Annotated in this window: 19 protein-coding genes and 1 other annotated feature; all 19 genes read right to left on the minus strand. The window is 42.6% G+C overall.

All coding sequences use genetic code 11. The features are described 5' to 3' along the window. Positions 1–6: 6 nt before the first annotated feature. Positions 7–1,968 (minus strand): type I pullulanase, encoded by a 1,962-nt coding sequence (pulA, locus tag FYJ75_RS06065; RefSeq protein ID WP_154429570.1) that lies wholly within the window; start codon positions 1,966–1,968, stop codon positions 7–9. 182 nt (positions 1,969–2,150) lie between these two features. Continuing rightward, positions 2,151–3,161 carry an asparaginase gene (locus tag FYJ75_RS06070; protein WP_154429571.1) on the minus strand — a complete coding sequence of 337 codons (1,011 nt, stop codon included), beginning with the start codon at positions 3,159–3,161 and terminating at the stop codon, positions 2,151–2,153. Continuing rightward, positions 3,161–4,198: a threonine aldolase family protein gene (locus tag FYJ75_RS06075; RefSeq protein WP_154429572.1), complete on the minus strand. Its 1,038-nt coding sequence runs from the start codon at positions 4,196–4,198 to the stop codon at positions 3,161–3,163. Before FYJ75_RS06075 ends, FYJ75_RS06070 begins: the two co-directional genes overlap by 1 nt. A 13-nt stretch (positions 4,199–4,211) precedes the next feature. Then, on the minus strand, positions 4,212–5,222 hold the full coding sequence (trpD, locus tag FYJ75_RS06080; RefSeq protein ID WP_154429573.1) for an anthranilate phosphoribosyltransferase: 1,011 nt from the start codon (positions 5,220–5,222) through the stop codon (positions 4,212–4,214). A gap of 17 nt (positions 5,223–5,239) precedes the next feature. Then, positions 5,240–6,037, minus strand: a complete 798-nt coding sequence (gene trpA / locus FYJ75_RS06085) for a tryptophan synthase subunit alpha (protein ID WP_154429574.1) — start codon at positions 6,035–6,037, stop codon at positions 5,240–5,242. Between the two features lie 12 nt (positions 6,038–6,049). Continuing rightward, positions 6,050–7,237 carry a tryptophan synthase subunit beta gene (gene trpB, locus FYJ75_RS06090; RefSeq protein ID WP_154429575.1) on the minus strand — a complete coding sequence of 396 codons (1,188 nt, stop codon included), beginning with the start codon at positions 7,235–7,237 and terminating at the stop codon, positions 6,050–6,052. 41 nt (positions 7,238–7,278) lie between these two features. Continuing rightward, the gene (trpC, locus tag FYJ75_RS06095; protein ID WP_154429576.1) at positions 7,279–8,061 is read right to left on the minus strand and encodes an indole-3-glycerol phosphate synthase TrpC; all 783 of its coding nucleotides are present in this window, start codon (positions 8,059–8,061) and stop codon (positions 7,279–7,281) included. 12 nt (positions 8,062–8,073) lie between these two features. Next, positions 8,074–8,643 (minus strand): anthranilate synthase component II, encoded by a 570-nt coding sequence (locus FYJ75_RS06100; protein WP_154429577.1) that lies wholly within the window; start codon positions 8,641–8,643, stop codon positions 8,074–8,076. Then, positions 8,640–10,043, minus strand: coding sequence for an anthranilate synthase component I (gene trpE / locus FYJ75_RS06105; protein WP_154429578.1), 1,404 nt, complete (start codon positions 10,041–10,043; stop codon positions 8,640–8,642). Before trpE ends, FYJ75_RS06100 begins: the two co-directional genes overlap by 4 nt. Positions 10,044–10,094: 51 nt before the next feature. Further along, positions 10,095–10,412: a binding site (T-box leader), on the minus strand. Between the two features lie 77 nt (positions 10,413–10,489). Next, positions 10,490–11,479, minus strand: a complete 990-nt coding sequence (locus FYJ75_RS06110; RefSeq protein WP_154429579.1) for a 2-hydroxyacid dehydrogenase — start codon at positions 11,477–11,479, stop codon at positions 10,490–10,492. Between the two features lie 176 nt (positions 11,480–11,655). After that, on the minus strand, positions 11,656–12,453 hold the full coding sequence (gene thiD, locus FYJ75_RS06115; protein ID WP_154429580.1) for a bifunctional hydroxymethylpyrimidine kinase/phosphomethylpyrimidine kinase: 798 nt from the start codon (positions 12,451–12,453) through the stop codon (positions 11,656–11,658). A 2-nt stretch (positions 12,454–12,455) separates the two neighbouring features. After that, positions 12,456–13,133 (minus strand): HAD family hydrolase, encoded by a 678-nt coding sequence (locus FYJ75_RS06120; RefSeq protein ID WP_154429581.1) that lies wholly within the window; start codon positions 13,131–13,133, stop codon positions 12,456–12,458. Positions 13,134–13,139: 6 nt separating this feature from the next. Beyond that, entirely contained in the window at positions 13,140–13,784 is a 645-nt protein-coding gene (gene thiE / locus FYJ75_RS06125) for a thiamine phosphate synthase (RefSeq protein WP_154429582.1), read from the minus strand. A 22-nt stretch (positions 13,785–13,806) separates the two neighbouring features. Beyond that, positions 13,807–14,631, minus strand: coding sequence for a hydroxyethylthiazole kinase (thiM, locus tag FYJ75_RS06130; protein WP_154429583.1), 825 nt, complete (start codon positions 14,629–14,631; stop codon positions 13,807–13,809). 152 nt (positions 14,632–14,783) lie between these two features. Beyond that, a complete protein-coding gene (locus FYJ75_RS06135; RefSeq protein WP_154429584.1) occupies positions 14,784–16,274 on the minus strand; it encodes a methyl-accepting chemotaxis protein in 1,491 nt (496 codons plus the stop codon). A gap of 71 nt (positions 16,275–16,345) precedes the next feature. After that, complete coding sequence (locus tag FYJ75_RS06140; protein WP_154429585.1) at positions 16,346–18,697, minus strand: alpha-galactosidase; 2,352 nt, start codon at positions 18,695–18,697, stop codon at positions 16,346–16,348. A 14-nt stretch (positions 18,698–18,711) separates the two neighbouring features. Beyond that, a complete protein-coding gene (locus FYJ75_RS06145) occupies positions 18,712–20,109 on the minus strand; it encodes a glycoside-pentoside-hexuronide (GPH):cation symporter (RefSeq protein WP_154429586.1) in 1,398 nt (465 codons plus the stop codon). A gap of 14 nt (positions 20,110–20,123) precedes the next feature. Next, positions 20,124–21,602 (minus strand): DUF6937 domain-containing protein, encoded by a 1,479-nt coding sequence (locus FYJ75_RS06150; RefSeq protein ID WP_154429587.1) that lies wholly within the window; start codon positions 21,600–21,602, stop codon positions 20,124–20,126. A 45-nt stretch (positions 21,603–21,647) separates the two neighbouring features. After that, complete coding sequence (locus FYJ75_RS06155; protein WP_154429588.1) at positions 21,648–24,110, minus strand: glycoside hydrolase family 2 protein; 2,463 nt, start codon at positions 24,108–24,110, stop codon at positions 21,648–21,650. Positions 24,111–24,148: the final 38 nt, after the last annotated feature.

Below are 24,148 nucleotides of genomic sequence, written 5' to 3' on the forward strand. Positions count from 1 at the left end.
AGCATTTCAGGAACGATACGCTGCAATACAGGCAATTCCCGGAATCTCATATGTACCGGAGGATATCTGTTGCAGCGTATCATTGCCTGCTTTTACACCATCCACGCAGAGATTCCATGCTTCTCCTTCCGGAAGGCTGATCCCAACTGCATCTTTATTAGCATTGTACGCAACAAAAATCTGTTCTTTTTCATCCTGAATGATGAATGAAACAACGTTCTTTGCTTTATCTGAGAAAAACACCAGATGTTCTTCCACTTCTTTCTGTGTTGCCATGCGCAGACCTTTATGCGCTTTTCGGAATGCGATCAAACCCTTATAATACTCAAATACTTCTTTATTGCAAGACAACAGGTCATATCTTAAACCGTTTGTATATAATGGCAGATTATAGCTGTTCGAAGATACTTCACCAGGTCTTCCCTCAATTGGTTTGCTGCGTAAAAATTCCTCTCCCTGAAGGAAAAACGGAACTCCCTGTGACGTAAATACAATCGATGCCGCAAGCCTGCACATTCTGATTCTTGTCTCTTCATCCTCTTCCCTGCAGGAAATACTCATTTTATCCCACAATGTCAAATTGTCATGACAGGATACATAATTGATCGTGTCCACCGGATTTTTCGCCCAGGCACCGGATTTGGTATACTCATATGCCTTGTAATCAACCTGTGGATGCCGGCATGCTCCGGCAACTGAATAACGGATTGCATTTTCTTTTCCCTGTACGCCGCTTACATATCCTTTTTCTTCATCATAGAAAACATGGCCTCTGATATTGTCACGGATGTCATCGGAAAACGCTCCGACACCATGCAGTTTCGGGATATTGACCTTTAACGATCTTTGATCGACCGGAAGTGTAGAATCTCCTCCGGTCCACCCCTCACCATATACAATGATATCCGGATTGATTTTCTTAAGTTCATCATATACCTGCTGCATGGTTTCAATGTCCAGACATCCCATCAGATCAAAGCGGTATCCGTCAATGTGATACTCTTTTGCCCAGTAGCATACGGAATCCACAATATATTTGCGAACCATTGCCCGCTCCGATGCGATCTCATTTCCACATGCAGATGCATCCGAATACTGCTCCCCATCTTTTCTGTAGAAATAATCTGGAACCGTCTTCTGGAAACAGCTGTCCTCAATATTATGGGTATGATTAAACACAACATCCATAATAACGCCAATGCCATTTTGGTGGAAATGCTGCACCATCTGTTTGTACTCACGGATTCTTACCTCACCATGATACGGATCGGTTGCAAATGAGCCCTCCGGCACATTATAATTCAGTGGATCATATCCCCAGTTATAAGGATGATCCGAAAGATCCGATTCATCAATGCTTCCAAAGTCAAACGATGGCATAATCTGTACATGTGTGACTCCCAGTTCCTTCAGATGATCGGTTCCGGTTGCCATTCCTTCGTCATTTACGGTGTTACTTTCTGTCAGTCCCAGATATTTTCCCGGATATTCTGCGTGGCATGAAGCATCGGCCGTTGTATCCGCAATGGAAATCTCGCAGATCACAGCATCCGTATTATGTAAAAGTGCCGGTCCATGATCTTTATCGAATCCAGCTGGATCTGTCTTTTTCAGATCGGTTACCATAGCACGTTTTCCATTCACTCCGGCCGCTTTCGCATAAGGATCGATCGTTTCCTTCTCTCCCCCGCCGCATTTCACAAGATAGGTATAATATCTGCCTTCCAGATCTCCCAGATACTCATATACCCAGGTTCCATGTTCCGACTGCTGCATCGGATATTCTGCAAGCAGGCATTCTCCGTCTCCCTGTTCAAACAGACAAAGTACCACGCTTTCTGCGGTCGGTGCCCATAGCCGGAAGTTCGTCTTTTCCACTGTATAGACAGCGCCAAGATCATCCCCGTTATAGTAGAACTTTTTGTCAAAGGCTTCATCAAATTCATAATTTACTTTGTTTTGTTTCATATTCCTGTGTTCCTTACTTTGCGAATTCGAAATTTTCGTTTTTTTTCGTATTTATTATATTTTATTTCTTTTTACTTGGCAATTGGGAAATTCACTCAAAATATCGTCTCAAATTTAGTAATAATAGCAAAAACAAACGCAAAAAATCTCTATTACTACAACGTTGTAATAGAGATTTCTGATTAACATTTTCTGTTTTTTCCAAAAATTACATCATAATTGATGTTTTTATAAAAGATATCTTCTCTGTCAAAGCGCTTCCAGTCCACGTTTGCACTCATCCACATCGTCTTGGCGATCGCGGATTCCAGTGTCATATCATACGTCTCAAGGAAATTACACATGGTCTTCATTTCATTGCCGACCTCATACACAGTCATATCACTACCTTCATGTGCCACCTGTGTTGCCATAATAATGATCTTGTCCGGATGTTCTTCACATAATTTGCAAAATGCATCACGGATGGAATGCGGAATTCCCCCGACTCCAAAGCTTTCGATCACTATTGCATCATAATGTTCAAAAATAAAAGGCAGAATCTCCGGCCGGATTCCGGGTATCAGTTTTAACAGGAAAATATTATCGTTCATTCTGGTATAAAACCGAACCTTATCCTCATATGGGATCATTGGAATATAACGCATGATATTCATATCCTGAATAACTGCAAGAGACGGAAAATCAATGCTGGAAAATGCATTATAACTTTTGGAACGCACTTTTTTTGCACGCGTTCCAGCGATTACTTTACCATCAAAAACAATCTGAACGCCCTGTGATTTTGCATCGGAAGCATAGACAAAGCTATCCAGAAGATTCGTCTTGGCGTCAGTAATATCCATGTTGATTGGTTTCTGTGAACCTGTGATCACGATCGGTTTCTGCGAATTCTGGATCATATAAGATAATGCAGCAGCCGTGTAGGCCATGGTATCTGTTCCATGTGCAATGACAAATCCATCATACTGCTCATAATTCTCCTGGATACACTCGACCATCATCTTCCAGTGCACCGGTTCGATATTGGAGCTGTCCAGATTTAAAAGCTGCTCCACATGCACGCGGCACACCTTTTTTACCTGTGGAATATAGGTAAGCAGTTCGTCCGGTTTAATCTGCGGTTTTAGCCCATTTTCTGACTTTTTCGATGCAATAGTTCCACCGGTTGCAATAAATAAAATATCTTTCATTACAACACCTCTTTTAAATCTTCCATGAACTGTGAAACATCCTCCTGCCGGGTTGCCCAGCTGGTACAGATTCTCATGACAGAATGTGTTTCATCGAATTTTTCCTGATATTCCAGAACGTATTTTTCAGAAAGCCGGTCGCAGACTTCATCCGAAAGTACAACAAATAACTGGTTTGTCTGTGGTGTAACGGTAAAAGGAACCTGAAGCGCGGTCAGACATTCCGTGATCCGCTCCGCCTGCCGGATCGCATTTTTTGCGATCTCAAAATATAAGTCATTTTCAAACAGCGTCTCAAACTGGATTCCAAGAAGCCGCCCCTTTGCGAGCATACCTCCATGCTGCTTGATGTTATAGCGGAAATCCGGTTTTAATTCCGGATTGGTAATTACAACTGCCTCGCCAAACAATGCTCCGACTTTTGTTCCACCAATATAAAACACATCCGAATTCGCTGCAATATCTGCAAGTGTCAGGTCATTCTGTTTGCAGACAAGTCCGTATCCCATACGTGCCCCATCTACAAACAGATACATTCCATACTCCCGGCATACCTGATAAATATCTTCCAGTTCTTTTTTCTGGTAGATGGTTCCAAGTTCCGTTGGTGTGGAAATGTATACCATCTTCGGCTGTGCCATGTGTTCATTTCCACCATTTCGGAAATGCTCCTTTGCATAGTCACGGATCTGCTTTGCCTCGATCTTACCGTCATTGGTTGGAAACGTAATGCATTTGTGTCCGCACGCCTCCACAGCGCCAGTCTCATGTACATTGATATGTCCTGTCTCTGCACACAAAATCCCCTGATATGGTTTTAATGCAGCATCAATGACCGTTGCATTTGTCTGTGTGCCACCTACAAGAAAATGTACATCTGCATCCGGTGCATCACAGGCTTTTTGGATCAGATCAGCGGCATGTCTGCAATGTTCATCCATTCCGTACCCGATCGTCTGTTCCATATTTGTTTCTGTCAGTCTTTTTAAAATATCCGGATGACAGCCCTCCGTATAGTCACAATTGAAATAGATCATCTGGTTCACTCTCTTACTTATTGGATTCTGCTACGAGAGCCTCCAGTGTTTTTAATGCTTTTCCGGAGTCAATCGCATCAGCGGCAATCTGAATGCCTTCCTCCATAGTATCAGCTTTTCCACCAATATACAAGGTCGCACCTGCATTCATAAGTACAATATTTCTCTTGGCGCCCTGTTCTTTTCCGGATAAAATATCTTTTGTAATCTGCGCATTGACCATTCCGTCGCCTCCCTGGAGTTCCTCCAGGCTGCATCGCTCAAATCCGAACTGCTCCGGTGTGATGGTAAACGTATGTACCTCATGATCTTTGATCTCGGAAACGGTAGTTTCCCCGGTCAGTGTAATTTCATCCATATTGTCACATCCGCTTACCACATAAGCGCGTTCCACACCAAGATTCATCATTGCACCGGCAATCACTTTTGTAAGTTTTGCATCATAAACGCCAATGACCATGCCCTTTGCACGGGATGGATTTGACATTGGTCCTAAAATATTAAATACGGTGCGGAATCCAAGTTCTTTTCGTACCGGACCGACATATTTCATTGCCGGATTAAAATGTGGAGCAAACATAAAGCCGATTCCAGCTTCTTCTACACATTTTTTTACAACCTCAGGATCCGCGCTGATATTTACTCCTAACGCTTCAAGTACATCTCCCGCTCCGCTCTTGGATGAGATGGAACAGTTTCCATGTTTTGCAACCGGAAGACCGGCTGCTGCAACAACAAACGCAGAGGTTGTCGAAATATTAAAAGAATAGGTGCAGTCTCCGCCGGTTCCCACAAGATCCACATGATTTGGAACGTCTGGTGCAATCGTCATAGCTTTGTCTCTTAACACAGATGCAAGTCCTGTAATCTCATCTAATGTTTCCCCTTTCATGCGAAGCGCCGTGAGAAAGCAGGCAATCTGCGCCGGAGTTGCCTGACCTGTCAGGATCTCTTCCTGTGCCTGTTTTGCCTCATCTACTGTCAAATTTTCACCTGCTGCAAGTTTGCCTAATATCTCTTTCATCATCTTTCCTCCAGTTCTTAATCCAATTCATTCAGTTCTTTTTTGAATGTGCTTACATACTCAGAAGCTGTTTTTGCATCAAAATTGCTCTCACGCATCAGTTCAATAAAATGTGTTCCTACAATAGCACCATCAATCAGATCTTTCATCGGTGCAACATCCTTCGCCGTACGGATTCCGAATCCCATCATAACCGGAATCTTTGAAACCTTTTTCACCGAAGCAAGATATTCTTTGACCTGTTTATGGAATTCACCGCCCTGTCCGGTAACTCCCATTGCCGATACGCAATATACAAAGCCTCTTGCGTTTTCAAGAAGCTTTGGCACTCTGTCTTTTGATACCGGTGATACGAGTTCAATCAGTATCGTTTCATCTGCCCCGTTTAACGCCTTCTGTAATTCTTCCTGCTCCTCAAACGGAAGATCCGGGATAATCAGTCCGTCTACTCCGCATTCCTTACATTTTGCAGCAAATGCTTCCACCCCATAATGAAGTACCGTATTGTAATACATCATAAAAACGATCGGCACCTGAACGTTGGCTTCTCTCATTTCTTTCATGCAGTCAAATGTTTTGGCAAGATTGGCTCCTCCAAGAATTGCCTCGTAAGATGCCTGCTGGATAACCGGACCATCGGCTACCGGATCTGAAAACGGAATTCCAAGCTCGATAATATCAACACCTGCTTTTTCCTGTGCCTCAATCAGTTCCTTTGTCTTGTTGTAATCCGGAAAACCGGCTGTAATATATGTGATAAACGCCTTTTTATTGTCTTTTTTTAATGCCTGAAGCTTCTCTTCAATACGATTCATTCCATTTCCCTCCTAATTCAAATATCCTTCACCTGCAAGATAGCTTGCAATAGTATTCACATCTTTGTCTCCGCGTCCTGACAGGCAAACGATCATAGACTGATCCATTGTCATTTCTTTTGCCTTTTTAAATGCATATGCAACGGCATGCGCACTTTCAATTGCCGGAATGATTCCTTCTAACTTGCAAAGTTCCATCAGTGCATCCATTGCCTCGACATCTGTGATGCTGACATATTTTGCACGTCCGGTGTCTTTTAAATAAGCATGTTCCGGTCCAACTCCCGGATAATCAAGTCCCGCAGAGATTGAATGTGCAAGCTGGATATTGCCATCCTCATTCTGAAGCAGATATGACCGCATTCCATGGAGTACTCCAGGTTCTCCCATTGCCATTGCAGAAGCATGTTTTCCGGTTTCCACTCCAAGGCCGGCTGCCTCCACACCGATCAGTTCTACTTCTTTCTGATCAATGAAATCCGCAAACATACCGATGGAATTGGAGCCACCACCAACGCAGGCCATTACAACATCCGGATTTCTTCCTTCTACTTCCATATGCTGTTTTCTTGCTTCTTTACTGATCACACTCTGGAATTCCTTTACCATCTTCGGATATGGATATGGTCCGACCGCAGATCCGATAATATAGAAAGTATCCTCTGCTGTTTTTGCCCATGTACGGATGGCTTCGTTTGTTGCGTCTTTTAATGTATTGCTTCCGGATTCTACCGATACCACTTTCGCTCCAAGCATTTCCATACGCATAACATTTAATTTCTGTCTTTCAATATCCTCTTTTCCCATATATACGGTACATTCCATATTAAACAGTGCAGCTCCGGTCGCTGTCGCAACACCGTGCTGTCCGGCACCGGTTTCTGCGATCACTTTTGTCTTTCCCATACGTTTTGCAAGAAGGATCTGACCGATTACGTTATTGATCTTATGCGCTCCGGTATGATTTAAATCTTCTCTCTTTAAATATATTTTGGTTCCATACTTCTCGCTCAGACGTTCCGCATAATAAAGCGGAGTCTCACGTCCTACATACTGTTTCAGATAATAATGATACTGCTTCATAAATTCCGGATCATGAATTGCCTCCTCAAAGGCTTGATCAAGTTCTTCCAATGTGTTCATCAAAGATTCTGCTACGTACTGTCCACCGTACTGTCCATAATATGCTTTACTGTTCATTTTTCTTTTCCTTTCTGACTTTTCATTTCTATATGTAGTGATTACTTATAAATCTCTTTCCAGTGTTTTGCTAACACTTTTGGCTCCTCAGCTTCCATAAATGCTCTTCCGATCAAAAATCCGGATACTTCGTACTCTGCAAGGAAGCGTACATCATCGTCTTTTACGATCCCGCTTTCAGCGATCAGTACTTTCTCTTTCGGCACCATGCTGCGAAGCCTTGCCGTGTTCTCCAGACTGATGGAAAAATCTTTCAGATTCCGGTTATTGATCCCGATGATCCTTGGGTCCAGCTTTAATGCCCTCTCCATCTCGTATTCATCGTGAACTTCTACCAGTGCATCCAGTTCCATTTCTCTTGACAGCTGATAAAATGCCCGGAGTTTCTCATCATCCAAAATGGCGGCAATCAGAAGAACGGCATCTGCCCCAATCGCTTTGGCTTCGTAGAACTGATATTCATCGATCATAAAATCTTTCCGAATGATTGGAAGGTCTGACCGCTCTCTGATCTGCTGCAGATATTTCACATCCCCATGAAAATGATCTTCCTCTGTCAGACAGCTGATTGCATCTACCGATTCGTTATATTCATCGATCCGTTCCATCAGATCAATTTTGCTTGTAATGTTTCCAAGGCTCGGCGATGCCTTTTTAAACTCACCGATAATGGATAACCCCGGCTTTTTCAGTGCATGATAAAAGCTGTCTTTCTCTCTGGTTTTCTGCCCTTCTCCCATCCGGCGCATCTCTTCGAATGGGATCTTTTTTTTCTGCTCTGCAAGTCTTATTTTCTTGTCTTCTACGATTTCATCTAAAATCATGCCATCCTCCGTTTATATTGTTCCATTGATAAAATTCTCGATCATCCGTTTGCCGTGCTGTGTATAGATAGATTCCGGATGAAACTGCAATCCAACTACCGGATATTTTCTGTGGCGCATCGCCATGATCTCTCCATCTTCCGTTTCTGCGAGCACTTTAAGTTCCTTTGGAAGTGTATCCCTTTGTACCGCAAGTGAATGATATCTTGCCACCTTGATCGGTGAATCAATCCCACTGAAAATGCTTGTTCCGTCATGTGTGATGGTTGACTGTTTTCCATGAAACAGAGCTTTGGCATAGGATACAGTTCCTCCAAGTGCTTCACCGATACACTGATGTCCAAGACAGATGCCAAGAATCGGGATCTTATCATAGAACTCTTTTACAACATCCATACAGATACCGGCCTCTTTCGGATTCTTTGGTCCCGGTGAAAGCACGATTCTCTGAGGATTCATCTGCCTAATCTCGTCAATCGTGATCTCATCATTTCGTACCACTTTGATACCATCCTCGAAAATACCAATATACTGATACAGGTTATATGTAAATGAATCATAATTATCAATCAGTAAAATCATAAGTTTTCCTCCTCAACCAGTGTTTTTGCAAGTGCCATTACTTTATTGCAGCATTCCTGATATTCGTTTTCCGGTACAGAATCTGCAACGATTCCTGCGCCCGCCTGCAGATAGACACGATTTCCTTTTTTCACCATCGTACGGATTGTAATACAAAAATCCATATCTCCGGAAAAATCGATATATCCGGTTGCGCCTCCATACAATCCACGCCTTACCGTCTCTAATTCATCGATGATCTCCATCGCCCGGATCTTCGGCGCACCGCTCAATGTTCCGGCCGGAAGGAAGGAAGAAACCAGATCAAGTGGATGAAATTCTCCTTTTTTTCTTCCCTCTACCTGGGAAACAATATGCATCACGTGCGAGTAATTCTGCACTTCCATAAACTGTGTCACTTTTACGGTTCCAAACTCTGCGATACGTCCCATGTCATTTCTTGCAAGATCAACAAGCATTACATGCTCGGCACGTTCTTTTTCATCCTGAAGCAGCTCATCTCTTAAAAGTGCATCCTCCTGAGGATCTGCTCCACGCCGTCTTGTTCCTGCGATCGGGCATGTGAACACACGGTTTCCCTGCTGTTTTACGATCATTTCCGGTGAGCTTCCGATCACTTCAAACTCTCCATAGTTGAAATAATACAGATACGGAGATGGGTTTAATTCTCTTAACTCCTTATAGAGTGCAAATCCATCCTGACCTGTCTCGATCGTCCAGCGCTGAGATAACACAGTCTGGAAGATATGCCCCTCTCTGATATACTCTTTGATCTTATTGACCTTTTTGCTGTACTCTTCTAATGTGTCGGACTGCGCTACGATTACACCATCGTGATGAAATGCTGTTTCTTCTTCCGGTTTTCTTCTCGCGCGTTCGATCATATCCTGTGCTTTTAAGAGCGACTTTTCCCTTCCTTCTTCGCTGTCCTCTCCGAGAACGATCGCTGTCAGTGTTTCTGCCACATAATCCATGACAAGAAATTCTGTCATAAGCATCATCTGGATCGTTTCAATTCCAATCTCATCCGGATTATTGTCCGGAAGTTTTTCCGCATATCTTACAAAATCATATCCAAGGTTTCCAACAAGTCCTCCGGAGAAAGATAACTCTTCATTGTCTTTTACAATATCAAAATCACTGTAATATTCTTTTAAAAGAACCAGTGGATTGCCTTCCTTTACGGTCTTGCTTCCATCGCGTTTTGTCACGATCAGGGAATTGCCTTTTGATGTGATCAGTTCTTCCGGTTCTTCTCCGAAAAAAGAATATCTGTCATAATTTTTATCATAGCTTTCCAGCAAAAATCCCTTTTTGTTTCCAACCAGACTCGCATACATTCCGGTTGCTGTCTCATTTACAATACTGACTGTTTTCTTGTAAACCCGTAATCTTCTCATTTTTTCCTCCTGATAAAATAAAAAGTCCCCGGGAGATGTTTTCTTGCATCTCCCAGGGACGAATTTCTCGTGGTGCCACCCTGCTTTATGATGTAATTGTAGATATATCCATCTTCTGGAAACAAAAAGGCTGATATCTCCAATCGGAAATATCAGCCACCAATTACGTCATCTCTCTGCAGATACGGAAGTAAGCATTCTTTGTCACTTCGATATCTTGCCCCTGTAACGTGGGGAAACGGCATCCGCTACTCTTGTTCACTTTGCATCTAACGAATCCATTCCTGTCAAACTATCCTGCCTGCTTCCACCACCGCAGACTCTCTGTGAAGAATCATCTGAAGTACTACTTTCGCTCTTTGATTTTACTTATGAATTTCTTTAACTTGATGTTAGTCTACCCTATTAAAGTGTTAATGTCAACACCAATTTTTAAAAATTACAGATTATTTTACAAGATTCATTTCCTTGATCTCATTGTTTATAAAATCAACCGCATTATCCAGTGTTGTTTTACTGATCGCTGCCATCGCTTCTTCCGTAAAAAATGCCTGATGTGATGTCACGATAACATTCGGGAAGGACAACAGTCTTGCTGTTACCGATGACTCCAGAATATCTGCGGAACGATTTTCAAACACATTGTCTCTTTCTTCTTCATAAACGTCCAGACCAACTCCATGGAATTTATGATTGCGGATTCCCTGAATCAGATCGTTCGTATCTACCAGTTCTCCTCTGGATGTATTGACGAGTACCACATCATCTTTCATTTTTGCAATCGTATGCGCGTTAATCATATGATAGTTCTCGTCTGTCAGCGGGCAGTGAAGAGAGATCAGATCTGCTTCACTCAAAACATCCCCTAATTCTTTGTACTCGATAAAATCAAGATTTTTATTCGGATATTTATCATAGGCAATTACTTTCATTCCGAATCCATGGCAGATTTTTGCCATAGCTGCCCCGATCTTTCCGGTTCCGATAATTCCAGCTGTACGTCCATGGAAATTTAAGCCCATCAGTCCAACCAGACTGAAATTATTTTCACGTACTTTGATATATTCTTTATGGATGCGCCGGTTCACGCTCATTGCAAGCGTCATGGCATGTTCCGCTACAGCCTCCGGTGAATATCCCGGAACACGAAGTACTGTAATTCCAAGTTCTTCCGCTTTTTTCAGATCCACATTATTAAATCCCGCACATCTCATAAGAATCAGTTTTATGCCTTTGTCTGCAAGTATATCCAGTGTCTTTTCTCCAAGATCGGAACTTACAAATGCACAGATTGCATCATACCCATCCGCAAGAGCCGCTGTCTTCGGAGAAATGTCCGTATCCAGATATTCAATTTCAAGATCCGGATAATTCGGACGCTCCTTTTCAAAGGAATCTACATCATATTGCTTTGCATCATAAAATAGGATTCTCATATATTCTTACCTCCATAATGCTTATATTTTTCCCGACAGAACGTGATTGCATACATCACATTTTCTCTGCCAGTTATTTCCTTGTTCCATGGTAGGAATATAACATAGATCCGGAGAAAAAGCACGTTGTATTTACAACATTTTTGCTTGTTTCTCTTTTCATACAAAAAACATTCCTATTTTTGAGAAATTTCATCGATTACATACGCATGATTCATCGGTCCGCTTCCTTTTCCAAGGTCAAGCATTGCTGCAAGCGCACCGGAAATATAATCTTTTGCCCCTTCCACTGCCGCCTGCATGGTCATTCCTTTTGCAAGATTTGCTGCAATTGCACTCGATAACGTGCATCCGGTTCCGTGTGTATTCGGATTATCGATTCTTCTGCCTTTAAACCAGTGCATTCCATCTGCATCTGCAAGCAGATCATTTGCTGTATTTACCTGATGTCCTCCCTTTAACAGGACATTGCACTGATAATGTTTCTGTATCCATTCTGCTGCGGACATCATATCCTCTTCGGAGTTTATTTTTCTGCCGGAGAGTACTTCTGCCTCCGGAATATTTGGTGTGATCACATCTGCAAGTGGGAGCAATTCCTGCTTAAGTATCCCGATTGCTTCTTCACTGATTAATCTCGCTCCGCTTGTGGCAACCATCACGGTATCTACAACCACATTTTTCAGTTGATACTGCCGGATTGTTTCTGCGATTACATGAATCAGTTCACCGGAAGAAACCATACCTATTTTCACTGCATCCGGACAAATGTCCGTAATGACCGCATCCAGCTGTTTCTTTAAAAATTCCGGAGTAACCTCCATAATTCCGGTGACACCGGTCGTATTCTGCGCGGTCAATGCCGTGATTGCGCTCATGGCATATACTCCGTTTACTGTCATTGTCTTAATATCTGCCTGTATTCCTGCGCCTCCACAGGAGTCGCTTCCCGCGATTGTAAGTGCTGTATGCATTTTTACTCCTTTCCACTGTCATGCTGCGCGATACACGCCCTGACCTGATCTGCCGATAACTTTCCCAGATAGTGATCTGCAAGCATTTGAATTTCCTCTCTTTGATTTTCACTAAAACGGTCATAGACTCCAACCGTCACAAATCCGGCCTTCTTTGCCGTCTGAAGTGCATAAAACGAATCTTCAAATACGATCGTCTCTTCCACTCTGCACGCCATCTCCTGCTGTGCTGCATAATAAATGTCCGGTCTGTCTTTCCCTGCACCAACCTCTTCACAGGAAAAGACCTGTTGAAAACAGGAAAAAATTCCAAGACGTTCAAATGCCTTACTGATCACATTCTTCTCTGATGACGTCGCCACAGTCATTGGAATTCTCTGTTTTTGTATCCACCGCAGTGTCTCTTCCACTCCGGGTTTCAAAAGAACCTCCTGTTCATAAAATGTACAGATCGTGTCCGTAACTCCATCTAATATCTTTGTAACCGGAAAATCGACAAGATAATGTTTCTTTATATACTCTGCGCCTTCCGTCATACTCATGGCAAACATTTTCTGTCCAAGATGCTTCTCCGGAGTAATCCCTTTACTCCGTAAATACATTTCCGGAGCCTGATCCCAGATTCCCATCGAATCTAAAAGTACTCCATCCGCATCAAAAATAATCCCTTTTATACTCATATCCGACTATTCTTTCACAATCTGAGCCACAGACTGTTTTAATCTGTTTGCAGCTTCTTTGATATTTTTCTGTGCAAAAATCGCACTTACAACTGCAATTCCTGAAATTCCGCTTCCTTTCAGTTCAAGCACATTATCCTGGCTGATCCCACCAATTGCCACAACCGGAATATTTACCGCCTCACAGATCTCTTTTAACACTTTATGATCCAGTGGCTTTGCATCTTCTTTTGTGCTGGTGGAAAACACCGCACCTACTCCAAGATAATCAGCTCCACGTTTTTCTGCCTGTAAAGCCTGTTCTACGGTAGCTGCTGATACTCCGATTATTTTATCCGGTCCAAGCTTTTCCCTCACCGATCCGGCTTCCATATCACTTTGTCCGACATGGACGCCATCTGCACCGATCTCCATGGCAATCTCCACATTGTCATTGATGACAAACGGTACATGGTATTTGCGGCATAACTTCTGAATCTCCACAGCTTCCTTCTGAAATGCTTCTTTGTCAAGATGCTTCTCCCTGAGCTGTACAAATGTTGCTCCACCTTTCAATGCCTCTTCTACCTGCATTGCAAGTGTCTTGTCTCCAAGCCAGCTGCGGTCTGTAACCGCATATAATAACATATCTTCTTTTCTGCAGTTGCTCATATGTATCCTGCTTCCTTTCTATCTACTTATAAATCTCATAGTTTGCATATTCTGTAAGTGTTTTTTCATCCAGATGACAGATTTCATCAATGATGGCATTACGGTAAGATGCATTTCCTCCATACACCGGAAGGTGCTGCCACGCGATTTCACCGGCAACGCCCATGGCACATACCGCGGCAGCCGCAGCTTCCAGTAGGTGTTCGGTATTTGCAGCAAGATACGCCGTCATCATTCCGGAAAGCTGGCATCCGGTTCCTGTAATACTCCCCATCTCAGCCCGGCCGTTTCTTATTACATAACATTCCCTGTCATCTGCCACCAGATCAATTGCTCCGGTCACTGCAATAACACTTCCCGTCTTTTTCGCAAATTCTTTTACAAAAGAAACAGCTTCACCCAGATTCTGCTCTGTCACACGATCGCTGACCGAGGCATCCACACCTCTTGTACACCCGGAACCATTCGCTAATGTTTTAATTTCCGATATGTTTCCGCGTATCACATCAAAGGGAATTTCTCTCATAAGTTTTAAAGCGGCTTCGGTCCGAAACCGGCTTGCTCCAGCTCCTACCGGGTCAAACAACACCACATGTCCAAGTTCCTTTGCTCTTTTTCCAGCAAGAAACATTGACTTCACCGTATGTTGCTGCAACGTTCCAATATTAATATTTAACCCCTGACAGATGGATGTAATTTCCTCAACTTCCATCGGATTGTCCGCCATGATCGGACTTCCGCCGCAGGCCAGCAAAATATTCGCCACATCATTGACAGTAACATAATTGGTAATATTATGTATCAGCGGTTTCTTTTCTCTTACATTTTTCAGACATTCTGCGATCATGATCTATCTCCCAAAATAACATCGTTTGTGCCTTACACATACGTCCTTTTCGGATAACGCAAAAACTGCACATAGCCTCATCCGGTTATGCGCAGTTTATACTACGTTGGCATTACACTCATACTACCTCTTACAAAGGTAAAAAACAAGTATTATATGTATTTCTTCATATCGTCCGCAGTACTTCGAATCCTGTCAACAGAAGCTTTTACCGCCTCCGCATGATCCAGGTTCTGTTCACTCATGCCGTGAACCTGCTCTGCGCTGGCAGTTACTTCTTCTGTGGCAGCTGATAACTGCGAAATATTCTCAACGATCTTATTATTCGAACCTGCAAGTCCATCGACCTGTGTGTTCACTTCCTCGATATGGTTTACAAGCTCTCCAATATTCTTTCCAAGCTGTTCAAACGCCTCTGAAGCAGCCATGATCTTCTCATTCTGACTCTGTGTTGCCTCAACCGATACCTGAACCGACTGAACAACCTCGTTGGCATTCTCATTCAGCTCATTTACAATTGCAGTAATTTCTTCTGTTGAATTTCTTGTCTGCTCTGCAAGCTGCCGGATCTGCTCTGCAACAACAGCAAATCCTTTACCGGCTTCTCCCGCACGCGCACTTTCAATCGAAGCATTTAATGCCAGCAGATTGGTCTGGTTGGAGATATTTAAGATCATTCCGGCAATCTCTTCCACTTCTTTTGTCTTGTTCTGAAGCTTCGTCATCGCCTGTGTTACTTCATTATTTGTCTCTGTGATCTGCGTAGACTGCTCTTTCAGTTCTTCCATAACCTGTATGTTCTGCTGAATACTTTCATTGGAATTCGTTGCTATCTGAACCATCTGTCTGGAACTCTGTCCGGTAACTTCAATTGCATCCTGGATGGAATTGGTCATATTGTTCTGTTCTTCAATGCTCTGTGCTGTCGTATTGGAAGAATCCGTAATCTCCTGCATGCTCTCTGTCACCGACTGCGTTGCAGAAACCAGCTTTTCGATCAGTTCCCCGCTCTTTTCAGATTCGGCCTGAATTGTCTGCGAGGTTGAAATGATTCCGTCCATAATTGCCTGCTGTTTCTGATGTTCCTCATCAATCGCCCCAAATGCATCATCATTAAATAAAATTGCAATTTTCCCTACATTTGTTGAAGTAAGAATCAATGCCAGTACACAAAGCACAATACAGATTGCCTCTACATCGGTTCCGGTAATTCCTTTTACCGCCTGGATGACCAGCACAACTATATAAAACACACCGGTAATGATGCCTGTGTATTTGATCCCTTTAAGATCATAATACGGAATCTGAAGAATCAGAATACCGATCAGAATATAATGGATGAAACTGGCATCTGTCTGGGCTCCTAAAAGTAAATACTCAAGAGCCATCTCCACAGTTGCCGCAACTTTCAGTCTGGTTGTTGCCCTGTCTCTCAGATACAGCACTGCATTCAGCGCCAGAAAAACAATGATTAAAAATGTATTGCTGAACACGGTGATTCTCTGAATATGTCCGTTCAACAGTTTTAACCACATATATGCAAGAATAACCGCAGAAAGGAATCCAATTGCAATCAGATTCAAACGGTTCATTTTGCGGTAACGCTCCGAGATATCGTTATAACGGTATTTTGTCTCCTCCATCTTTATGTCTCCTCTCCCTTTCCTCATTCGAATATAATAAAAATTATAAACTAATTTTTAGGAAATATCTACTACGAATTCATACTTTTCAAAAAGTACATGCGGGAGGAAAAATCCTGGAAATACCGGACCTCATTGCTGTATCCGGTTGCTGCAAACGCCTGCTTCAATTTAATTCCCCCATTCATCAGAAGAGACCCGGACGCTGTCACTTCTTCCTTTTCTCCCGGCATCGTCACAAACCTGGAAACAACATGCTGCACCAGTGAGCCCTGTTTGATATGAATCGGTGATTGTGTATTGACCAGATCGCCGAATTCTTTGATGTTATATGTTAATTCCTGATTAAATAATTTATATTTATCTTCTTTGATCAATCCTTTTGGTATATATTGTTCAAATTGTGTATTGGGTTGCACCATATATTGCATCAGCATTCCGACTGCATTTTTACGATCTTTGGATACACAGGTCCATTCATACAGATTCTGTCCGTTTCTTCCTCTGTAAAACTCTCCGTGCTGTAATACTTCGCGCCATTCCTTATAAAGTGTAATCTGCTCTTTGATCTGTCTTAATTCCTCCTTTGACATATCGCAGAAATTACACTCATATCCACAAATGCCAAATGCAGCCACATGAAATCTGGTATCTAACGGAGTATTTCGAAGTGTCTGATGATTCGGGCAGGCCGATACATGTGCACTGACGCAGGACATCGGATATCCATAGCTGTAATTCGTCTGTGCCTGTACACGATAGGCAGCATCCGTATCATCACTTGCCCATATCTGTGGAAAATAAGACAAAATTCCAAGATCAAAACGGTTTCCGCCTGCCGCACAGCCTTCAAACAGGATCTGCGGGAAACGTTCTGTCAAAGTCTTCATTGCACGATACAGACCAAGTACATAACGATGTGCGGTCTCTCCCTGATGCTCATAATCCAGATACTGCGAATAATAATCCGAAAAGATCCGGTTCATGTCCCATTTGACATAACTGATATTTGCTGAAGAAAATACCTTTGTCATCTCTTCGATGATATACTCTACGACTTTTGGATTCGCCAGATCCAGAATTCTCTGATTTCGTCCTTCGGAATGTGGTTTTCCAGGAATTTCCATCGTCCACTCCGGGTGTGCGCGGTACAAATCACTGTCTGTATTGACCATTTCCGGTTCTACCCAGATTCCAAAATCAAGTCCAAGAGCATTTATTTTTTTTACAAGCCCTTCCAGTCCATTCGGAAGTTTTTTCTTATTGACATACCAGTCCCCTAATGAAGATTTGTCATCATTCCGGTGTCCAAACCAGCCGTCATCCATAACAAACAATTCGATTCCTGCAGCTTTTCCTGCTTTTGCAAGTTTTAACAGCTTGTTTTCACTGATGTCAAAATAAGCAGCTTCCCAGCTGTTCAGGAGAACCGGACGGATTTTATCTCTCCACTCACCTCTGCAGATGCATGCCCGTACAAATGCATGCATCCGTCTGCTCATTCCATTAAATCCCTCCGTAGAACAGGTCATAACTGCTTCCGGTGATTCAAAGAATTCTCCAGGTCTTACTTCAAAGGAAAAGCTCTGCGGGTTGATTCCGGCAACAAATCTCGTTTTATGATATCCATTCACTTCTGCAGCCTCATAATGATTTCCACTATAGATCAGATTCATGCCATAGCATATTCCTGTATCTTCACTGGTTGTCGCCTTTGAGAGCATGACAAACGGATTCGCACGGTTAGAAGAAGTCCCTGTATAGGAAGCATTCACATGTTTTCCAGCACAGACACGGATGTCATGACGCTGCATCTCTCTGGCCCACGAACCATTAAACGTTGTAAGGATATAATCATCCGTTTCAAAATCCAGCTGTGTACTCATGAGCCTTTTCAGCCAGACAGAATCCTCACTTTCATTGATCAGTTTTGAAGCACGTGTGATCACATCCTTTTTGGGGAAGACATAATAATTCAATTCCAGAACCAGTCCATAATTATGATCCTTCATGATTACTGTCAGATGCTCAACTTTACCATTCTCTTCATAAGAACCAGGAAGTGTTACAAACGGCTCCTTGCCTTCTGTAATCAGACTTTCTTCATACACAAAATCCGATGTCATTCCTCCATCTGCATGCACAAGTTCCACAAATGGCTCCCGGATATCGCCCTTTCCGTATGAAGACATTTCAAGTCTCATATCTTCAAGAGAATAGCTGGTATGTGCCGCATCATACACGTTCGTATTTCCCGGAGCAAATGCATGCTTCTCGCTGAGTACCTCTGCCTCTGCTGCGGAATCGATGATGATTTTTTCACCATAATACAGATGTTCCAGCTGTCCGGTCGGAAGGATTTTGAAACAATACGTTGTATGTTCTGTATCAAGAACCATAATATTTTCCAGTTTTCGAATCATTATTATATCCTCCTTTAATTTTTCTCAAGTTCCTTTTTAATTTCATTCAATTTTTCATCCGTAAGGATATAGTGTCTGCGGAATATGATAACTGCAATGATAAGTACAAATATCGGAATAATGGTCATACTCATGCGAAGTCCGATTCTGGAGCTTCCGCTGACGGTTGCCTCCACTGTTTCATCCGAACTGATCTGGCATACGGTAAGCACAAGCGAAGCAACAAGCGCAGAGATTCCGGAAGCAAGTTTCACCACAAATGTCTGCATGGAAAAAATAACCGACTCATCTCTTCGTTTATTTTTCAGTTCTCCATAATCTACGGTATTTGCCAGGAAAACTGTAACAATTACATTTAGCATTCCGATTGCGGACATAATCAGAAATGCCGGCACTAAAAGGAAGTATACATTTGTCACTCCTCCTGTTGTAAGGAACAGTAAGATGAGGTACCCGCAAAAAGCCATTGTAAAGCTGACATAAAATACTTTTATCGTGCTCATGAATTTTCTCAGAAGTGGAAACAGGATCATCATGGCAAGTATCTGAAATGCTCCTCCAAAAGTATTAAACAAGGTATAATCTGCTTTCCATCCGGCACCACTGAAATCATATTTAAAGAAATAGATCAGTAAGTTTGACGTAATATAAAGAGCTGAATTGATCAGGACAATTGCTGCAACCATCGTCATTGCCTGGTCATTCTGGATCAAAGCACGGAACATATCTTTTACCGATGCGGTCTGCATATCCACCGACGATTTTTCCTTGATGCAGACACAGGTGATAACTGTAAAAATCACAAATAATACTGCGACAATTGCTGCAAAAGCCTGAAAACCAAGCCGCTCCACCTCGCCATCGTTTGCTCCGCCAAGCCATTTTCCAAGTCCCGACACGCACATAACAGTAATAATTGTGATGACTGCTGAGCCGACTCCTGCACAGGAACGCGCAAGCGCCGACAGATTCTCACGTTCTTTTCCACTCTCTGTAAAGGCAGGAACCATGGACCAGTATGGAATATCCATCATGGTGTATGTAACACCCCACAAAATATATGTAACAGCCGCATATGCCACAAGTCCTCCCGCATTGAGAGAAGTCGGTGCGGAAAACATCAGATATAAAATCACCGCGTTGGTCAGCGTTCCAATCAGAAGCCACGGACGGAATTTTCCCCATCTGGTCTTTGTTTTGGCAACAATCACCCCCATGATTGGATCATTAAATGCATCAAACACACGTGCTACAAGAAGAATAACTCCCATTGCCCATGCACTGACTCCCATAATATCCTGATAATAATACAGGATGTAACTTGCAGATAACATGTACACCATGTCTTTTCCAACTGCGCCAATTCCGTAGGCAAACTTTTCTATTCCTGATAATTTTTTCTTCGTTTCCATTTTTCTCTCCTATGCTATCTTCCCTGATCTTTATTTTTTAACCCCATTGCAAGTTCTACTGCTTTATATGCTCCATCATAGATTCCGATGGATTTATTAGTCATAATGTTTTGACACATATCTTCCAGTAGATCGTTGTCATTTAAAAACAGATCGATCATCTGGAGTGTATGCGGAATATCCCTGCACTCAAGTGTTCCATCGCCGATTTCTGCCGAATGAATTGCTCCCCACATTTCATGCTTTCCGACCCTCTTGATAAAAAGTTTTGGAACCGGATAAAACGCAAGCTCACTTGGTTTTGTCACAAGCACATCTGCACTTCTCATCAGAAGGTTGGTACAGTAAACTGCCTCAAAAATATTGGAATGCCAGAATCCATGTATTCCGAACATATCATTTGCCGGATTTAATGCGTCTTCTGCAAATTTTTCGGTTGCTTTCCAGTTCTCAAAATGTTCGGTTGCAACCGACCCCATTTCCGGAATCTCTTTCAGTTCATCCCACACATTTTTATAATCCCCGACATTTATATACAAAACAGCTCTTTTTTCATGGATCATTGGAAGCAGATGGCGGATAATCGCAGCAAAGATTTCTTTTTGTGCTCCGGCTCCGCCGATCGTCAGCAGAAAACGCATCGGTTTCTTTTGATTTTTCCGCTCGATTCTCGCCTGACAGTCATTTTCTATATTGCTGACCAATTCATGATCAATATAATGACCGGTATACACCAGAGCATCCGCCGGCATCGGATTGCAGACATTTTTCTTATTCATTCCGTTTAAAATACGGTATCCCATATAAGCATTGTGACACTGGATCGTATGCACACTGCCTTCTGCAAGATGAAGCGCCATCGGCCAGTTATCCGGAATCGCATTGACAACATATTTCATGCCTGCATGAACCGCAGCCTGCGCAGGCCACACATGGGTTCCAATCACCGGAATCTCCTTCGGGATATTCCGAAATACCGGCACCATAAGTTCTGCATTTTTCTGGTCGGAAGCATTATATGACAATGCCCGGAATCCCTCGTAGTTCATCGGTTCCCAGACCAGTTTGTTAAACAATCGGTTTTTTGACATTCTTGAACCCAGAGAATACAGTTTATTCTGTGCACTGATGACTTTTGTGCATGTGGTCTGCGGATAACCGTTTAAATCCATCCAGTATGGAGTGTATCCCAGATATTTTGCTGCCGAAGCCATCGCCATTGAAATCCGGTAATGTCCAAATCCCATACGGATATTTCCAACGATAATTCCCTTCTCCATATCAAAATCCGCACTGTTGTCTTTCTGTTCCAGCAAAATGTTCCGGACACCAAGCGAATCCCCAATATACAGATTTTTTTCAATGCTCACCGGATAATCGTTTCTGGAATCATCCCCAAATTTTTTCCGATACTTTTCCTTTGATCTGCACGCACTCTTATATGCTCTGGCACTGATCTCATTTCCAAAAATATTTTTCGATTTTTCCAACATGTTATACTCCTTCATCATTTACTTCAAATAATTTTCCCTCAAAAATTATCCCTCATTATTATCCGGACAGATCACTTCAAATTCGATCCGAACCGGGTCCGCGCCCAGACATCGTAATGTCAATGCGGCTTTTCCGGATTCACCAAGACTTTTTACATAAATTCCGGTCATTCCTCCCCTCACTGGAACAATTTCCGGTCCGATCATTTCGATTGGTCCCTCAGTCTCTGCAATCACGGGGTCTTCAAAATAGAACAGCTGATTGCCATTTTCATCTCTCATCACAATCCTTACTTCCGCCACATCATAACTTCTTTGTTCCAGCAATTCCCTGGAAGAAACCGTAAGGTCCATATGATAAGCAGTCATTGGCTTCTTGACAATCGTTTTTGCGATCCTCCCATCTTTAATCGCTTCAAAACGATATATCGTGCTGCTTCCACCCCAGTCCCCTACATAACTGTTATAAAGCGTTACAGCGTCTTCCGGCTTCATATGATAAAAAAGAAGTGCTTTCAATGCAATCTTAATAATCCACGCCGGATAATGGCCATATCCATGTACAGCCGTGTAATTAAGTGCTGATTTAATTTCTTCTGCTTGTTTTTCTGTAAAATCACCACTCTTTTTGATCTCATCTCCGATAAAATCATCGATGAGTATCGGACCATGTTTCAGATTCTGAAATGGAGAATCCTTTCTCGTATACTCTTTTATGAAATGATCATTCTTATACATTTTTACACTGTCTGCATTCGAAAAAATATAAGTTGCTCCCCGATTGCAGCCCGGATGCTCTCCAATATCCATAGAAGAGCTTAATTCCAGTACGGTGTCTCCATCTTCCGCTTCACAGGCATAAACATACGCAGCCATTTTCGGATTCCGGAACATATCTAAAACACCGTGATAGCAGATACGGTCTCCGCTTCCAAAGTCTTTGTGCGTATTATAGTCAAACATGCACCATCCGAAACTTCCTGCAATATCATTCTGTCCGGCCACTGCATCGAGTACTCTTGCATGGCGAAGCGCATGTTCTCTCCTGTGTTCTTCATCGTCAAACGCTTTCGTTGGATACATATGTCCATTGTATTCAGAGATCAGATATGGTTTATTCCGATCACTGGTAATGTTCTTTTTCGGCTCACATCCAGGCGCTTTCCCATCATGTGAAAAATCATTATATGTATACACATCTTCGAACAAATGACTTTTCTTATGTGCACGCACCCCGCCTGTCGGTCTCGAATCATCCAGTTCGTGTGCAGCTTCATTCGTTCGTATATAAAATTCATCATCATCCCCGGATTCATTGATCCGCACCCCCCACAGAATAATGGAAGGATGATTCCGATATTGACGGATCATATCTTTTACATTCTGTATCGCCTGTCTTTTCCAGTTTTCATCGCCAATATGCTGCCATCCCGGGATCTCCATAAATACAAGCAGTCCGATTTCATCACAGCGTTCGATGAAATACTGCGACTGTGGATAATGGGATGTCCGTACAGCATTACATCCAAGTTCCTGTTTCAGAATCTCAGCATCCTGCTTCTGCATGGATTCCGGCATTGCATAGCCAACATACGGATACGACTGATGTCTGTTTAATCCACGGATTTTTACTTTATTTCCATTTAAGTAAAACCCATCTGTTTCAAATTCCACTTTACGAAATCCAAATGTATCCACTCTCGTATCGATTACCTTACCCGAACGAACCAGTTCCGTTTTCAGTTCATACAGGCATGGATCATCCAGTTCCCACAAAAGAATATCTGATACAGCCTCCTCTATCTCTACTTCATTTCCGGAGATCTCCGTCTCCCCAAGCGCAAGATCCTCATTGTCCTTTTTCAAAAGCTTCTGACGGATGTACAAAGGTTCCTTTTCCGGATCCTGGATATCGTCAGAATGGATCTGTATCAGAGAAACGATCTTTGCCGGATAGTGTTCCGCTGCTTTCTTTTCCGGATGACTTTTGAGTTCCGGCGGCAAAAGAGTCTTAACAAAGATATCTTCCAGATATTCTTTTTCCCTTACCTCCAGATAAACATCCCTGTAGATTCCACCAAATGTCATATAATCAATTACAAAACCAAACGGTGGAATGTTCTGATCTTCTCTGCTGTTCACCCTTACCGTCAGTTGATTGTTCTGTCCATAGCGCAGCAGATCGCCAATTTCAACTGAACATGCCGTATACCCGCAATTATGCTCTTTCACCAGCTTTCCATTGATAAAGATCTGCGCACTATGAGCGACTCCCTCGAATGTCAACACCACCGATTTATCACGCCAGGTCTCTGGAGCAAAAATGTTCCGGCGGTAGCCACAGACCATCTGATACATCTGTTCATCAAAATAATGAAACGGAACTTCTTTGCAGGTATGTGGAATCCGAACGCTTTCCATACTGCTTTCATCATAATCTGCCTGTAGCATCGCATCCGTATATTCCGTAGAAAAATTCCAGTTGTCGTTTAAATATGTACGGCTCATTCTATCGCCTCCATCTGTCGTCCATTTATTAATTCCTC

The organism is Roseburia porci, assembly GCF_009695765.1.
Lineage (GTDB): Bacteria > Bacillota > Clostridia > Lachnospirales > Lachnospiraceae > Roseburia > Roseburia porci.

Coding starts and splice junctions, on each gene's coding strand:
- FYJ75_RS06145 (WP_154429586.1), bottom strand. CDS start 20,109: ATGGAAACGAAGAAAAAATTATCAGGAATAGAAAAGTTTGCCTACGGA.
- trpB (WP_154429575.1), bottom strand. CDS start 7,237: ATGAACAGTAAAGCATATTATGGACAGTACGGTGGACAGTACGTAGCA.
- FYJ75_RS06155 (WP_154429588.1), bottom strand. CDS start 24,110: ATGAGCCGTACATATTTAAACGACAACTGGAATTTTTCTACGGAATAT.
- FYJ75_RS06070 (WP_154429571.1), bottom strand. CDS start 3,161: ATGAAAGATATTTTATTTATTGCAACCGGTGGAACTATTGCATCGAAA.
- FYJ75_RS06150 (WP_154429587.1), bottom strand. CDS start 21,602: ATGTTGGAAAAATCGAAAAATATTTTTGGAAATGAGATCAGTGCCAGA.
- thiM (WP_154429583.1), bottom strand. CDS start 14,631: ATGATCGCAGAATGTCTGAAAAATGTAAGAGAAAAGAAACCGCTGATA.
- FYJ75_RS06110 (WP_154429579.1), bottom strand. CDS start 11,479: ATGAGAATCCTATTTTATGATGCAAAGCAATATGATGTAGATTCCTTT.
- FYJ75_RS06075 (WP_154429572.1), bottom strand. CDS start 4,198: ATGATCTATTTCAATTGTGACTATACGGAGGGCTGTCATCCGGATATT.
- FYJ75_RS06140 (WP_154429585.1), bottom strand. CDS start 18,697: ATGATTCGAAAACTGGAAAATATTATGGTTCTTGATACAGAACATACA.
- FYJ75_RS06120 (WP_154429581.1), bottom strand. CDS start 13,133: ATGAGTATAAAAGGGATTATTTTTGATGCGGATGGAGTACTTTTAGAT.
- trpA (WP_154429574.1), bottom strand. CDS start 6,037: ATGAATCGTATTGAAGAGAAGCTTCAGGCATTAAAAAAAGACAATAAA.
- trpC (WP_154429576.1), bottom strand. CDS start 8,061: ATGATTTTAGATGAAATCGTAGAAGACAAGAAAATAAGACTTGCAGAG.
- thiD (WP_154429580.1), bottom strand. CDS start 12,453: ATGCATACAGCACTTACAATCGCGGGAAGCGACTCCTGTGGAGGCGCA.
- pulA (WP_154429570.1), bottom strand. CDS start 1,968: ATGAAACAAAACAAAGTAAATTATGAATTTGATGAAGCCTTTGACAAA.
- thiE (WP_154429582.1), bottom strand. CDS start 13,784: ATGAGCAACTGCAGAAAAGAAGATATGTTATTATATGCGGTTACAGAC.
- FYJ75_RS06100 (WP_154429577.1), bottom strand. CDS start 8,643: ATGATTTTACTGATTGATAATTATGATTCATTTACATATAACCTGTAT.
- trpD (WP_154429573.1), bottom strand. CDS start 5,222: ATGAAAGAGATATTAGGCAAACTTGCAGCAGGTGAAAATTTGACAGTA.
- trpE (WP_154429578.1), bottom strand. CDS start 10,043: ATGAGAAGATTACGGGTTTACAAGAAAACAGTCAGTATTGTAAATGAG.
- FYJ75_RS06135 (WP_154429584.1), bottom strand. CDS start 16,274: ATGGAGGAGACAAAATACCGTTATAACGATATCTCGGAGCGTTACCGC.